14 protein-coding genes and 1 tRNA gene are annotated in these 14,119 nt (G+C 71.2%); 7 read left to right on the top strand and 8 right to left on the bottom strand.

From position 1 onward, the window contains the following. Window positions 1-45 precede the first annotated feature (45 nt). Window positions 46-450, top strand: coding sequence for a peptide-methionine (R)-S-oxide reductase MsrB (msrB, locus tag BM028_RS05270; RefSeq protein WP_070417813.1), 405 nt, complete (start codon window positions 46-48; stop codon window positions 448-450). A gap of 36 nt (window positions 451-486) precedes the next feature. After that, window positions 487-562: transfer RNA gene (locus BM028_RS05275), tRNA-Thr, on the top strand. Window positions 563-745: 183 nt separating this feature from the next. Here the strand turns inward: BM028_RS05275 and BM028_RS05280 are convergent. Next, window positions 746-1,777, bottom strand: coding sequence for an aldo/keto reductase (locus BM028_RS05280; RefSeq protein ID WP_070417812.1), 1,032 nt, complete (start codon window positions 1,775-1,777; stop codon window positions 746-748). 53 nt (window positions 1,778-1,830) lie between these two features. Next, window positions 1,831-2,631, bottom strand: coding sequence for an alpha/beta fold hydrolase (locus BM028_RS05285; RefSeq protein WP_092385125.1), 801 nt, complete (start codon window positions 2,629-2,631; stop codon window positions 1,831-1,833). A 34-nt stretch (window positions 2,632-2,665) separates the two neighbouring features. On the opposite strand from BM028_RS05285, the gene BM028_RS05290 reads away from it, so the two are divergent. Continuing rightward, the gene (locus BM028_RS05290) at window positions 2,666-3,427 is read left to right on the top strand and encodes an NAD(P)H-hydrate epimerase (protein ID WP_092385778.1); all 762 of its coding nucleotides are present in this window, start codon (window positions 2,666-2,668) and stop codon (window positions 3,425-3,427) included. A gap of 21 nt (window positions 3,428-3,448) precedes the next feature. Here the strand turns inward: BM028_RS05290 and BM028_RS05295 are convergent, their stop codons facing one another. After that, a complete protein-coding gene (locus tag BM028_RS05295; protein ID WP_092385127.1) occupies window positions 3,449-4,390 on the bottom strand; it encodes a 2-deoxy-5-keto-D-gluconate 6-phosphate aldolase domain-containing protein in 942 nt (313 codons plus the stop codon). Window positions 4,391-4,454: 64 nt separating this feature from the next. On the opposite strand from BM028_RS05295, the gene ypfJ reads away from it, so the two are divergent. Continuing rightward, entirely contained in the window at window positions 4,455-5,354 is a 900-nt protein-coding gene (gene ypfJ, locus BM028_RS05300; protein WP_092385129.1) for a KPN_02809 family neutral zinc metallopeptidase, read from the top strand. A gap of 19 nt (window positions 5,355-5,373) precedes the next feature. Here the strand turns inward: ypfJ and BM028_RS05305 are convergent, their stop codons facing one another. Next, window positions 5,374-6,312 (bottom strand): DsbA family protein, encoded by a 939-nt coding sequence (locus BM028_RS05305; protein ID WP_092385131.1) that lies wholly within the window; start codon window positions 6,310-6,312, stop codon window positions 5,374-5,376. 243 nt (window positions 6,313-6,555) lie between these two features. Here BM028_RS05305 and BM028_RS05310 point away from each other — a divergent pair, with 243 nt between their 5' ends. Beyond that, complete coding sequence (locus tag BM028_RS05310) at window positions 6,556-7,656, top strand: ABC transporter ATP-binding protein (protein WP_070417806.1); 1,101 nt, start codon at window positions 6,556-6,558, stop codon at window positions 7,654-7,656. A gap of 82 nt (window positions 7,657-7,738) precedes the next feature. Beyond that, on the top strand, window positions 7,739-9,046 hold the full coding sequence (locus tag BM028_RS05315) for a DUF4032 domain-containing protein (RefSeq protein ID WP_092385133.1): 1,308 nt from the start codon (window positions 7,739-7,741) through the stop codon (window positions 9,044-9,046). A gap of 113 nt (window positions 9,047-9,159) precedes the next feature. Here BM028_RS05315 and rlmB read toward each other — a convergent pair whose 3' ends face one another. The 4 genes from rlmB to BM028_RS05335 are packed head-to-tail and all read right to left on the bottom strand — an operon-like array spanning window position 9,160 to window position 13,333. Further along, window positions 9,160-10,170 (bottom strand): 23S rRNA (guanosine(2251)-2'-O)-methyltransferase RlmB, encoded by a 1,011-nt coding sequence (rlmB, locus tag BM028_RS05320; RefSeq protein ID WP_070417805.1) that lies wholly within the window; start codon window positions 10,168-10,170, stop codon window positions 9,160-9,162. Window positions 10,171-10,198: 28 nt separating this feature from the next. Beyond that, window positions 10,199-11,608 (bottom strand): cysteine--tRNA ligase, encoded by a 1,410-nt coding sequence (gene cysS, locus BM028_RS05325; protein WP_092385135.1) that lies wholly within the window; start codon window positions 11,606-11,608, stop codon window positions 10,199-10,201. A 17-nt stretch (window positions 11,609-11,625) separates the two neighbouring features. Next, window positions 11,626-12,801 carry a 2-C-methyl-D-erythritol 4-phosphate cytidylyltransferase gene (gene ispD, locus BM028_RS05330; protein WP_092385137.1) on the bottom strand — a complete coding sequence of 392 codons (1,176 nt, stop codon included), beginning with the start codon at window positions 12,799-12,801 and terminating at the stop codon, window positions 11,626-11,628. Between the two features lie 49 nt (window positions 12,802-12,850). Continuing rightward, window positions 12,851-13,333 (bottom strand): CarD family transcriptional regulator, encoded by a 483-nt coding sequence (locus tag BM028_RS05335; RefSeq protein ID WP_017888066.1) that lies wholly within the window; start codon window positions 13,331-13,333, stop codon window positions 12,851-12,853. A gap of 158 nt (window positions 13,334-13,491) precedes the next feature. Here BM028_RS05335 and BM028_RS05340 point away from each other — a divergent pair, with 158 nt between their 5' ends. Next, window positions 13,492-14,097 carry a hypothetical protein gene (locus tag BM028_RS05340; protein WP_071295879.1) on the top strand — a complete coding sequence of 202 codons (606 nt, stop codon included), beginning with the start codon at window positions 13,492-13,494 and terminating at the stop codon, window positions 14,095-14,097. The last annotated feature ends 22 nt before the right edge of the window (window positions 14,098-14,119 follow it).

The raw sequence follows: 14,119 nt of genomic DNA on the forward strand, positions 1-14,119 counted from the left end.
ACCGAAGTGGTCGTCCAGCAACGGCGACAGGAGCAGGAGGAAACAATGGCATACAACGTCGACAAGTCCGACGCCCAGTGGCGCGAGGAGCTCTCCCCGGACCAGTACGCCGTCCTCCGGCAGGCCGGTACGGAGCGCCCGTGGACGGGTGACCTCCTCGACGAGGAGCGCGCCGGTGTCTACACCTGTGCGGCGTGCGGCGCGGAGCTGTTCAAGAGCGGCACGAAGTTCGACTCCGGCTGCGGCTGGCCGTCGTTCTACGAGTCGGTCGACCCCGACGCGGTGCAGCTGCTCGAGGACAACTCCCTCGGCATGGCACGCACCGAGGTCCGCTGCGCGAACTGCGGCTCGCACCTCGGCCACGTGTTCCCCGACGGGTTCGGCACGCCGACGGGTGACCGCTACTGCATGAACTCGATCTCGCTGAACTTCTCCGAGAAGAGCGAGTGAGGCCCCGGCGCGTCCGCCGCTAGGATGGGCGCGTCAGCCGGCATGGCGCAATTGGTAGCGCACCGTACTTGTAATACGGGGGTTGCGGGTTCGAGTCCCGCTGCCGGCCCCACATGCGAAGGCCCCGGGTGGGAACACCCGGGGCCTTCGGCGCGTGGAACACGGATCAGGGGGCGTTCCGAGCGCTCGACGCGGTAACCAGCCGGTCGTGCAGCGATGGTGACACCGCACCGAACACGGTGTCCACATCCCTGGTCAAGCTCGCGGAAAGCCGCACCCGTCGGACAGCGAACGCTCAGCGGCCCCCGGTGATCTTCCGCTCGCGCTGCGCGACGCCCGCCGTGCCGTAGGGGTAGTCGTCGATGCGCGGCGCACTGACCTCGGTGAGCCGTGCGAGCTCGGCGTCGTCGAGGACGAGGTCGGCGGCACCGAGGTTGTCCTCGAGCTGCGAGACCGTTCGGGCACCGAGGATGACGCTCGTCACGGCCGGTCGGGCGAGGAGCCACGCCAGGGAGACCTGCGACCGCGAGGCACCGTGCGCGTCGGCGATGTCCGACACCGCGTCGAGGACGGCCCAGGTGCGCTCGTCGCCGTTCCGCGCCTCCCACGCCTCCATCCCGCGCGCCGGGTTCTCGCCGAGCCGGGTCGCGCCGCTGGGGGCCTCGTCGCGCTGGTACTTGCCGGAGAGCCAGCCACCGGCGAGGGGCGACCAGGGCAGCAGGCCGATGCCGGCGTCGAGGCAGGCGGGGACGATCTCGTGCTCGATGTCGCGGACGAGCAGGTTGTACTGCGGTTGCAGCGTCACGGGCGGCGCCCATCCGTGGCCCTTCGCCTCGTACACGGCCTTCGTGATCTGGTACCCGAGGTAGTTCGAGAACCCGTAGGAGCCGATCTTGCCCGCGGACACGGCGTCGTCGAGGAAGCGCAGGGTCTCCTCGATCGGGGTGAGGGCGTCCCACGCGTGCATCTGGTACAGGTCGATGTGCTCGACGCCGAGCCGCTCGAGCGAGGCGTCGAGGGCGACCCGGAGGTGCCGACGGGACAGCCCGAGGTCGTTCGGCCCGTCGCCCTGCGGGAAGCGCCCCTTGGTGGCGAGGACGACCTGCTGTGCCTCGGTCGGGTGCGCGGCGAGCCAGCGGCCGATGATGCGCTCGGACTCGTTGCCGGAGTAGACGTCCGCCGTGTCGATGAGCGTGCCGCCGGCGGCGACGAACGTGTCGATGATGGTGTGCGAGGTGGGTTCGTCGGCTTCGCTGCCGAAGGTCATGGTGCCGAGGGTCAGCGTCGACACCGATGTCCCGCTGTTGCCGAGGAGTCTGTAGTCCATGGCCGGGACGGTACGCGCGACCACCGGGGACAACGAGGACCTGGCAGTACCCGTCAGCGCTGGTCGGACACGGCGGTCTCGGTCAGGAACGTGATCGCGGCCTGGCGGAAGTCGCGCGACGTCGGCGCGTTGAAGTGGTTCCGGCCCGGGATCTCGAAGAACGAGGCGTCCGGGGCCGCCGCCGCGAGCCGCACGGCACTGTCCTTGATGCCGTCCTCGCTGCCCGCGGCCATCAGCACGGGCTGCGCGGGCGCGTTCGACGGCGTCGGCTCGATGCTGCCCCGCATCCCCTCGACCATCGCCACGAGCGCGCCGAGGTCGTTCCCCTCGACGCCGGCGGCCATCGTCAGGTAGCCGTTCGTCACGCGGTCCTCGATCGGGGTCCCGTGGGCGAGGTGTGCCTTCGCCTGGTCGACCCGCACGCGCCGCATCGGGTCCGCGTCGGGGATGCCGCCGAACACCGCACGGGTGATCCGGTCGGGGAGCTGCTCGGCGGTGTGCCAGCCGACGCGGGCGCCGAGCGAGTACCCGAGGTACGCGACGTCGTCGAGCAGGCAGGTGTCGATCACGCTGACGACGTCCGCGACGAGGAGCTCCATCGAGTACGCGGACGGGTCGTGCGGCTTCGACGAGGCGCCGTGCCCGCGCTGGTCGAGCGCGACGACGCGGTACCCGGCGCGGACGAGGTCGCGCGTCCACCCGGAGGCGTGCCAGTTCAGCAGCGCGCCGGAGGCGAACCCGTGCACGGCGACGACCGCCGGCGCCTCGGGGTCGCCGAAGTCGTAGGTCGCGATCTTCAGCCCGTCCGGGGACATCACGACGCGGGGACGGGGTGCTTCGGGGACGAGTGACATGTCCCCTCCAGGCTACCGGGGCACTGTGGTCGCCATGGACGGCTACGGCGGCGATCAGATCCGGGCGGCGGAGCGGCCGCACCTCGACGCGGGCGAACCGCTCATGCAGCGTGCGGCGGACGGGCTGGCGCGGATCGTCGGCGGACTGCTCGACGACCCGGCCGTGCGTCCGGCTGACGGACCGGGATCGGTCCTGCTGCTGGTGGGCAGCGGCGACAACGGTGGTGACGCGCTGTTCGCGGGGGCACGCCTGGCGGCGGACGGGAGGCGCGTGACGGTGCTGCGCGTCGGCGCACGCGTCCACGGGGCGGGCCTGGCAGCGGCGCTGGACGCCGGGGCGCGCCTCCTGGACCGCCCGTCCGACACCGGGTCGGTCCGTCCGGCCGCGGACCTCCTCGCAGCGGCCTCCCGGGATGACGCTGCGCGTCTGGCCGCCGTCGCGACCGACGCGGCGCTCGAGGCGGACCTGGTGCTCGACGGGATCCTCGGCATCGGCGTGCACGGCGCGTCCGCGCTCCGCTCACCGGCGCGCGAGGTCGTCGCGGCGATCCGCCAGCTCGCACGCGACCAGCGCGCACCGTTCGTCGTGGCGGTCGACGTGCCGAGCGGCATCGACGTCGACACCGGCGCGATCGCGGACGACCACGTGCTGCAGGCGGACGTCACGGTGACGTTCGGCGGGGTGAAGGCCGGGCTGCTCCGCGGACCGGGCGCGAGCCTCGCCGGGCGGATCGAGCTCGTCGACGTCGGGATCGGTGCGGACCTGGCGGGCGTGGAGCCGCTGGTCCGCACCTGAGACCCGGGCTCGGACCCGGGGTCAGACCGCGCCGGCGTCCACGCCGTGCTCGATGCCCGGGCGGGCCTCGAGCCAGGTGTCGACGAAGTGGCGGTAGTTCGCCGCGATGAGTCCCTCGGCGGCCTCGGTGTCGAGGTGTTCGCGGACGACGTCCTCGAGCGGTTCCTCCCAGTTGCTGCGACCGATGGCGAACCCGACGAACCCGTCCACCCCGGCGGCGGTGCGCAGCCAGTGGTCGAGCTGGTCCTCGGGGGCGTCCCGTCCGAGGACGATGCACTGCACCGCGTCCCGGCCACCGCGACGCACGGCCCGGACGACCCGTTCCGCGTCCGCGCGCTCGTCGAGGCCCTCGAGCTTCCACACGTCCGCCTCGACCCCGTGGTCCTGCAGGTACTCGATGACCTGCACGACGAGGTCCGGTCGGAGGTCGCGGTCGTAGTCCTCGACCGATGCCCGCTGCTCGTCGGTCGCCGGCACGAGCAGTTCGACCAGGAACGGCCGGCCGGCACCGTGCAGCACGCCCGCGACCTCGGCGAGCTCCGATGCCTGCCGCTCGCGGCGCTCCGCGTCGAAGTCGGGGTTGTCGCGCACGAGCACCTTCACCCAGTCCGGGTCGAAGGCGTCCACGTGCGCGATCCAGTCCTCGCCGTACTCGAGTTCGAACCACTCACGGCCCGACCGCTCGATCGGCATCGCGAGCTGGAGGCCGGCCTCCTTGACGAGCCGGGCGACGTCGGAGCCGTAGCGCTCGTCGACGAGGACGCCGGTCCGCTCGCGGGACGCACCGGCCGCGAGCGCCGTGAGGACACCGCGGTAGACGAGCTGCTTCCCGGCGCGCACGCGCTCGGCCTCGGCTTCGTCGAGCGGCTCCCCGCCGGACTCGTCGTAGGTGTGCTCGAGGAGCGAGGACCGCTGGTCCATCGCGAAGAGGAAGAGGGGGTGGGATTCGTCGAGGACGGGCATGCCGTCCGGTCTACTCCTCCCGCCGATGCGGGCACCGAGCACCGCTCACCCGTACATTCGGGGCATGACGTTCAACGACGACTCGCAGCTCAAGGGCGGGAAGGTCAAGCGGCGCGGGCGCACTGCGGCGGTCGCGGGTGGCGGTGTCGTCGGTGTCGGCGCGATCGTGGTGCTGCTCATCAACGTCTTCACCGGCGGCGACCTCGACCTCGGCGCGCTCCTCGGCGACAGCGGGACGACGCAGATCCAGCAGCAGGGCGAGTCGGTCGATGCAGCCGCCGAGTGCCGGACCGGTCGCGACGCCAACCTCAACATCGACTGCCGGATGGAGGGCGCCGCTGAGTCGCTGGACGGCTACTGGACGGCCGAGGCCAGGAAGCTCGGCATCACGTACGCGTCGCCGGACTTCTACCTGTTCGACGGCTCGACGAGCACCTCGTGCGGCCAGGCGTCGGCGGCGACCGGCCCGTTCTACTGCCCGCCGGACCGGGCGATCTACCTCGACACCGCGTTCTACGACGACCTGCAGTCGAAGTACGGCTCCTCCGGAGGGCCGCTCGCGCAGATGTACGTCGTCGCGCACGAGTGGGGCCACCACATCCAGCAGCTCCAGGGTGCCTTCGCGAACACCGACCGCTCCGGAACCGGAGCGTCGTCCGGCAGCGTCCGCGTCGAGCTGCAGGCGGACTGCTACGCGGGCGCCTGGGTCGGCGACGCCGCGACCACGAAGGACGCGAACGGCGAGACCTTCTTCGAGCCGATCACGCGTGCCGAGATCGAGGACGCACTGTCCGCCGCGAGCGCCGTCGGCGACGACAGCATCCAGGAGCGCTCGAGCGGTCGGGTCGACCCGGACTCGTTCACCCACGGGTCGAGCGAGCAGCGCCAGAACTGGTTCCTGCGGGGCTACCAGCGCGGCGCGACGGCGTGCGACACGTTCAGCGTGCCGGGTTCGTCCCTGTAGTCCGGGTCAGCAGCCCGGGTCAGTTCGACGGCGAGGCGCTCGGCGTCGCGGACCGGGTCGGGGTGGCGCTCGGCGTGGGCGTCGGCGTCGGGGTGGCGTCGCTCGCACCGGCAGCCGTCACCACGAAGGTCCGGAAGTCGTCGTTCGTGATCGGCGAGGTGAGCTCGTAGCGCTGCCCGTTCACGAGCACGAGGGGCGTTCCGGGGAACTCCTCGAGCGTCGACCCGGGGATGTCACCACCGGTCACCGCGGTGGTCCGCTCGTCGATCCACTTGCTGTATGTCTGGTCCTCGATGCACTTCGTGATCGTCGACCGCTTCTGCAGCCCGTCCACGCCCGTGACGACCTTCGTCAGCTGCGCATCGGTCAACCCGGCGGTGCCCTCCTCCGGCTGCTTCGCGAACAGCGCCTGGTTGACGGCGAAGAACTGGTCCGGCGAGCTGTCCGCGACGCAGGCGGCGGCGTTCGCGGCACGGAGCGAGTACTTCGTGCCCTGCGACCGGTTCGAGAGGATCGCGATCGGGTGGATGTCCACCGTCGCCGCACCGGAGTCGACGAGGTTCTGGATGTACTCGCCGTTCGCGTCCTCGAACTGGCCGCAGATCGGGCAGAGGTAGTCGACGTACATCGTGATGCGCACCGAACCGGCGGCGTCCGTCGAGGTCGGCGCGGGCGACTGCGAGGACGCCGTGACCGCCTTGAGGTCCTGCCCGATCGTGATGCCGCCCTGCGAGGTGTTCGCCGGGCCGGGGCCCGCGGGCTGCACGGAGTCGACGAGGACGAGTGTCACGACGGTCGCTGCGGCGAGCAGGACGACGCCGATGCCGATCTGCAGGCCGAGTCGGAGTCCGCGCTGGCGGCGCTTCTGCTGGGTGCGGGCACGCTGGGCGCGCTGTCGTGCGGCTTCGCGTCGTTCGTTCCGCGCGGCGCGGGCGTCACCCTCGGGGCGGTTGGTCATGCGTCGAGTGTCCTCACGTTGGTCGTCGTCCGTACGGCTTCCCCCGGCAGGCCGGACGGACCCGCCGATCGTACCGGGACCCGATGGGAACCACCCAACCCGGTGTGAGCACTGGCGCTCCCGGGGCAGATCGTGTTGTATGAACCTCGATGGTCGACGGCGACCATCCGGGGCCCCCACGGGCAACCGCTTCACTCGGATCGTCCGGCACGTACCTGCCGGTGAAGGAAGGACCGAACGCTCATGGCGTCCGTCACCTATGACAAGGCAACCCGTCTCTACCCCGGAGGCAACCGTCCCGCGGTCGACTCCCTCGACCTGGACGTAGCCGACGGCGAGTTCCTCGTCCTCGTCGGCCCCTCGGGCTGTGGCAAGTCCACGTCCCTGCGCATGCTGGCCGGCCTCGAAGAGGTCAACTCCGGCTCGATCCGCATCGGCGACCGCGACGTCACGGACGTCCCGCCGAAGGACCGCGACATCGCGATGGTGTTCCAGAACTACGCGCTGTACCCGCACATGACCGTCGCCGAGAACATGGGCTTCGCGCTCAAGATCGCCGGCGTCGGCAAGGACGAGCGCGCCACCCGCGTGCAGGAAGCCGCGAAGCTCCTCGACCTCGAGCAGTACCTCGGCCGCAAGCCGAAGGCGCTCTCCGGTGGTCAGCGTCAGCGCGTCGCGATGGGCCGCGCGATCGTCCGTCAGCCGCAGGTGTTCCTCATGGACGAGCCGCTGTCGAACCTCGACGCCAAGCTCCGCGTCCAGACCCGCACCCAGATCGCCTCGCTGCAGCGTCGACTCGGCGTCACCACGGTCTACGTCACGCACGACCAGACCGAGGCGCTCACCATGGGTGACCGCATCGCGGTGCTCAAGGACGGCATCCTGCAGCAGGTCGGCTCGCCGCGCGACCTCTACGAGAAGCCGAACAACGTCTTCGTCGCGGGCTTCATCGGCTCGCCGGCGATGAACCTCCTCCCGGCCGACGTGGTCGAGGGCGGCATCAAGTTCGGTTCGCTCAACCACCCCATCGACCGCGACACGCTCTCCAACGCGCGTTCCGGGAACATCACGGTCGGCATCCGCCCCGAGGACGTCATCGTGGCGCAGTCGGGCGAGGGCCTGCCCGTCACGGTCGACGTGGTCGAGGAGCTCGGCGCCGACGGCTACCTGTACGGTCACGCCGACGTCAAGGGTTCGCGCGTCGACATCGTCGCCCGCGTCGACGGGCGTTCGCACCCGTCGATCGGTGACACGATCGTCGTCACGCCGAAGCAGGGCCACGTGCACGCCTTCGACACCGAGTCGGGCGAGCGGCTCGACGACAAGGCCGTCGTCAGCGCGTAACGCTGGAAGGTCCCCACAGGAGGCGCGGTGCCAGCTGGCACCGCGCCTCCCGTCCGTCGCACACGTACCAGAGGAACCAACCGTGCCCGACTCGATGTCCATCACCGCCGCCACCGTCGACCCCGGACTCCTCGACCTGCCGTGGGACCTCCCACTGGCGGACTGGCCGGACGAGACGATCGTCGCGCTCCCGAAGGGCATCTCGCGGCACCTCGTGCGGTTCGTGCAGCTCGGCGGGTACGTCGTCGCCGTGAAGGAGACCGGCGAAGAGGTCGCCCGCTCGGAGTACGAGATGCTCCGCACCCTGCAGCGCATGGACGTGCCGTGCGTCGACCCCGTCGCCGTGATCACGAACCGGGTGAGCGCCGACGGCGAGGCCCTGCACCCCGTGCTCGTCACCCGGCACCTGCGCTTCTCGCTGCCGTACCGCGCCCTGTACTCGCAGACGCTGCGGCCCGAGACGGCCACCCGCCTGGTCGACGCCCTCGCGCTCCTGCTCGTGCGACTGCACGTCATCGGCTTCTACTGGGGCGACGTCTCGCTCTCGAACACGCTGTTCCGACGTGACGCCGGTGCCTTCGCGGCGTACCTGGTGGACGCCGAGACCGGCAAGCTCTACCCCGGCGGCCTGTCGAACGGGCAGCGGGAGAACGACCTCGAGGTCGCGCGCGTGAACATCGCCGGCGAGCTCCTCGACCTCGAGGCCGGCGGTCGACTCGACGAGAACGCCGACGCCGTGGACGTCTCGAACCGGATCGTCGCGCAGTACCGGACGCTCTGGAAGGAACTCACCGGCACCGAGCAGTTCGACGTCAAGGAACGCTGGCGCATCAACGACCGCGTCGAGCGGCTCAACGCGCTCGGCTTCGACATCGAGGAGCTCTCGATCCACACGACCGAGGGCGGATCGCAGGTGCGCATCCAGCCGAAGGTCGTCGACGCCGGACACCACCAGCGACGGCTCCTGCGCCTCACCGGGATCGACGCCGGCGAGAACCAGGCGCGGCGGCTCCTCAACGACCTCGACTCGTACCGGGCGCGCAACGGCCGCGACCTGCTCGACGAGGAGATGGTGGCACACGAGTGGGTCTCGCGGGTGTTCGAGCCGGTGATCCGCTCGATCCCGCGGGACCTGCGCGGGCGGCTCGAGCCGGCCGAGGTGTTCCACGAGCTGCTCGAGCACCGCTGGTTCATGTCGCAGGAAGAGGAGCGCTCGGTGTCGCTCCCCGAGGCGACGACCGCGTACATCAACGACGTGCTCCGGCACCGTCGCGACGAGCGGCTGCTGATCAACCCGCCGACGTCGTCGATGACGCTGCCGATCCCGGTCGTCGACGACGCGGTGCCGGCGTCGCCCGACGACGTCGAGGACTGGCGCGCCGGGGTCTGACCGGCGCGGGGTCGCCCCGGCGCGCGCCCGCGCGCCCGCGCGCCTCACTTCGTGAGCAGAAATGGTCGCCTCCCGAACCGGGAGGCGACCATTCCTGCTCACGAAGTGTGCGACTACTCGGCGCGACGGCGCCGGGCGACCTCCCACAGGGTGACGCTCGCGGCGATGCCCGCGTTCAGGGACTCCGTCGCGCTCGAGATCGGGATCGAGACGATCGCGTCGCAGGTCTCGGTGACGAGGCGCGAGAGGCCCTTGCCCTCGGAACCGACGACGATCACGATCGGACGGTCGGCGAGCTCGAGGCCGTCGAGCTCCACGTCGCCGTCACCGTCGAGGCCGAGGACGAACAGGCCCATCGACTTGAGCGACTTGAGGGTCTGCGTGAGGTTCGGGGCCATCGCGACGGGGGTCCGGGCGGCCGCACCGGCCGAGGTCTTCCACGCGGACGCGGTCACACCGACCGAACGCCGCTGCGGGACGACGACACCGTGGCCGCCGAAGGCCGCCGTGGACCGGATGATCGCACCGAGGTTGCGCGGGTCGGTGATGCCGTCGAGGGCCACGAGCAGCGGGACCTCGTCCTTGGCGAACGCTCGCTCGACGACGTCCTCGGCCACGGCGTACTCGTACGCCGGGACCTTGAGCGCGACACCCTGGTGCACGCTGTCGTGCCCCGTGATGCGGTCGAGCTCCGGACGCATGATCTCCATGATCGGGACGCCGCGGTGGTTGGCGAGCGCGAGGATCTCCTTGACGCGGTCGTCGACCTCGATGCGGGAGGCGATGTACAGCGTCGTCGAGGGGGTCTTCGTGCGCAGGGCCTCGAGCACCGAGTTGCGGCCGGTGACCAGCTCGGAGTCGTCGGTCTTCCGCTGCGGCGGACGACCGGTGCGCTGCTGCGGCGAGCTCGACGCACCGTGGCGCCCGCGAGCGGCCTCGAAGCGCTCCTTCGCCGCCTTGCGCTTGCCGGCGGGGTGGTACGGACGGTCCTCGGCCTTCGGCGTGGGCTTGCGGCCCTCGAGCGCCTGCGCGCCCTGGCCGCCGGAGCCGACCTGCTTGTTGCCCTTGCGACCGGTCCGGACGGCGCCCGGCCGTCCCTTCTTGCTGCCCGAGACGTTCTTCATTGCTCTCTCCTGTCCGGCACTGCCGTTGTCAGGCGATGCTCCAGCGTGTACCTGCTGCGGTGTCCTCGATCGTGATGCCCGCGGATGCGAGGTCGTCGCGCACGCGGTCGGCCGTGGCGAAGTCGCGTGCGGCCCTGGCGTCGGCGCGTTCCTGCACGAGGCGTTCGACGAGTGCTGCGAGCGGTGCGGCCGATGCGTCGTGGCCACCACCCGACCAGTGGGCGGCTCGCGGATCGATGCCGAGCACTTCCACCATCGCAGCCACCTGATGGTACGCGGTTCCGAGCGCTTCCGCATCGTCCGCGTCGAGGGCGGCGTTCCCGGAGCGGACGGTCTCGTGCAGCACGGCGAGGGCCTGGGGCACCGAGAGGTCGTCGTCCATCGCCGCGGCGAAGGCCTCGGGCACCCCCGGGGCATCGGCCAGCCGGACGCCCTCGAGCCGCGGTGCGGCCCGCGTCAGGAAGCCCTCGATCCGGTCGAGCGCCGCCTCGGCCTCGGCCAGGGAGCCGTCGTGGTGGTCGATCGACGAGCGGTAGTGCGCGGCGCCGAGGAAGTACCGGACGACCACGGGACGCGCGGACCCGAGGAAGTCCGCGGCGAAGATCGAGTTGCCGAGCGACTTCGACATCTTCTGCCCGTCGACGGAGACCAGGCCGTTGTGCAGCCAGTAGGAGGCGAACGGGTCCCCGGCCGCCGTGGACTGCGCGAGTTCGTTCTCGTGGTGCGGGAAGCGCAGGTCGAGCCCGCCGCCGTGGATGTCGAACGCCGGGCCGAGGTAGCGCCGGGACATCGCCGAGCACTCGATGTGCCAGCCCGGGCGGCCGGGGCCCCAGGGCGAGTCCCAGTTCGCCGTCGACGGCTCCCCGGGCTTGGCGCCCTTCCAGAGCGCGAAGTCGCGGGGGTCGCGCTTGCCGCGGGGGTCGGCGTCGGTGGCCTCGACCATGTCCTCGCGCCGCTGCCGGGTGAGCGCCCCGTAGGACGCCCAGCTGCCGGTGTCGAAGTAGACGTCGCCGGAGCCGTCCGCCGCAGCGTAGGCGTGCCCGCGGTCGATGAGCGTGGTGATGATGTCGTGCATCTGCGGGACGCTCGCGGTGGCACGGGGCTCGTACGTCGGGGGCAGGATGCCGAGGGCGTTGTACGCGGCCGTGAACTCGAGCTCGACGCGGTACGCCCGGGCGAACCAGGCCTCGTCGGTGCCGTGCGCGAGGTCGAGCACCTTGTCGTCGATGTCCGTGACGTTCCGCACGAGCGTGACCCGGAGGCCGCGGTGGGTGAGCCAGCGGCGCCAGATGTCGTAGACGAGCGCGGAGCGGAGGTGCCCGATGTGCGGCGACGACTGCACGGTCGGACCGCACACGTACATGCTCACCTGTCCGTCGACCAGCGGGACGAGGTCGACGACGGCAGCGGCGCGGGAGTCGTAGAGGCGAACGGTCACGCGTCCAGCCTAGGACGTCAGACCGGTCGGACGACGGCTGTCGCGATCGCGGCGAGCCCCTCGCCGCGGCCGGTGAACCCGAGACCGTCCGTCGTCGTGCCGGAGACCGCGACCGGGGCCCCGACGACGGCGCCGAGGGCGTCCTGCATCTCGGTCCGACGTGCGCCGATGCGCGGGCGGTTCCCGATGACCTGCACGGTGACGGACACGGGCGCCAGACCGGCGGCGGCCAGCATCGCGACCGCACCCCGGACGAAGACGTCACCCGCCGCCCCGGCGTAGGCGGGGTCCGACGTGCCGAACGTCCCGCCGATGTCGCCGAGCCCGCCCGCCGAGAGCAGGGCGTCGCAGACCGCGTGCGCGACCGCGTCGCCGTCGCTGTGGCCGGAGAGCCCCGCTTCACCGGGGAAGTCGAGCAGCCCGACCCGGCACGGGGACGCCGCGTCGAACGCGTGCACGTCCACCCCGAGGCCGACCCGGGTGTCCACGGGGGTGGCGGCGCGGGCACGCACGATCGACTCGGCACGACCGAGGTCCCACGGGGTGGTGATCTTGAAGGCGTCGGCGTCGCCGGGGACGAACCGCACGGTGCCGCCCGCTGCCTGGAACACCCCGGCGTCGTCGGTCTCGGCCTGCTGCGACACCGCGTACGCCTGCCGGAGCGCGGCGAGCGGGAAGCCCTGCGGCGTCTGCACCCCGACGAGTGCTGCGCGGTCGACGGTCTCGACGACGACGTCCCCGTCGACGCGCTTGATCGTGTCCGTGACGGGCAGTGCGGGGACGAACCCGGCACCCGCCCCGTCGTGCAGCGAACCGGCGACGGCATCGAACACCCGCTCGAACTGGGCTGGTGGCGTCAGACAGCGCGCCGCGTCGTGCACCAGCACCGCGGTGACGGAGTCCGGCAGCACGGCCAGGCCGGCCTCGACCGAGGCATGGCGATCCGCGCCTCCGGGGACGACGGCCGTGTACGCGACCGCAGCCCCGGCGACGGACGCGACCACCTGTCGGCAGTCGTCGAGGAGCGCCGCCGGCGCGACCACCACGACGAGCGTCGGCGACGGCAGGGCGAACAGCGGCTCGAGCGCCCGCGCGAGCATCAATGTGCCGGCCACGGGGACGAACGCCTTGGCCGTCCCGATGCCGAGCCGCGTGCCGGAACCGGCCGCAACGACGACGACCGCCCTGTCCACCCCGTGGGGGAACAGAACGGTCGAGGACGTGTTCAGTGGTTCGGTGCGCTCAGGAGGCGAGGACCTCGTCGAGGACGGTCGATGCCTTGTCCTCGTCGGTCTTCTCGGCCAGCGCCAGCTCGGAGATCAGGATCTGCCGCGCCTTGGCGAGCATCCGCTTCTCCCCCGCGGACAGGCCGCGGTCCTGGTCGCGGCGCCAGAGGTCGCGGACGACCTCGGACACCTTGATGACGTCACCGGAAGCGAGCTTCTCGAGGTTCGCCTTGTAGCGACGCGACCAGTTCGTGGGCTCTTCGGTGAAGGGGGCACGCAGGACCTCGAACACCTTGTCGAGGCCTTCCTTGCCGATCACGTCACGGACTCCGACCAGGTCGACGTTGTCCGCCGGGACCTCGATCGTGAGGTCACCCTGGGTGACCCGCAGCTTCAGGTAGACCTTTTCCTCACCCTTGATGACGCGCGTCTTGACTTCAGAGATGGTTGCCGCCCCGTGATGGGGGTAGACGACGGTCTCGCCGACCTCGAATTGCATGTATCAGGCTCCGTTCCGAGACACCCAGTTTACCACAAGCGTTGTTCGGGTAAGGGGCGCCTAACAACTGGCACCCCCGCTGATCGGTAGGATGGTGCCGGACCGTCCGGTCCACAATCGTGATCTTCCGGAGGAATCTCTTGCGAGCTCGGGTACTCGTGTCCGTCGCCGTTGCGGCAACCATCGCGCTCGGCGCCACCGGCTGCGAGTTCATGTCGCCCGCACAGACGACGGAGATCAAGCAGATCACCGACGGCGTGAACGTGTCGACCGGCAAGGTGGACATCCGCAACGCGCTCCTCATCGCGGACGACGCCGACGGTGCCCGGTTCGTGGGCACGATCGTGAACAACGCCGAGCGGGACGACATCACCCTCTCGATCGAGGTCGGCGGGGACACCCAGACCGTCACGGTCCCGGCGAACACGCACATCGACCTCGGCGGCGCCGCGGAGCCCTCCGAGCAGGCCACCGCCTCGACGGAAGAGGGCGACGGCACCACGCAGGGAACGGCCGCCGGCGACTCGCGCGAGGTCGTCTTCGACGACGCCGACACCAAGCCCGGCTCGCTGGTCAAGGTCTACTTCTCGTACTCGGGCGCCGAGGGCGTCTCGGCGAGCGTCCCGGTGCTGACCAGCCAGCAGGAGGAGTACGCGACGCTCGCGCCGACCTCCTCGCCGGAGCCCACCAGCGAGATCACCCTCCCGGTCGAGACGCCCGCGGCCACGCCGACGGACGACGCGACGCAGGACGCCGGCAACTAGCAGCAGACGCACGCACAGAGGA

The sequence above is a fragment of the Curtobacterium sp. YR515 genome (assembly GCF_900113095.1).
In the GTDB taxonomy this organism is placed as follows: domain Bacteria; phylum Actinomycetota; class Actinomycetes; order Actinomycetales; family Microbacteriaceae; genus Curtobacterium.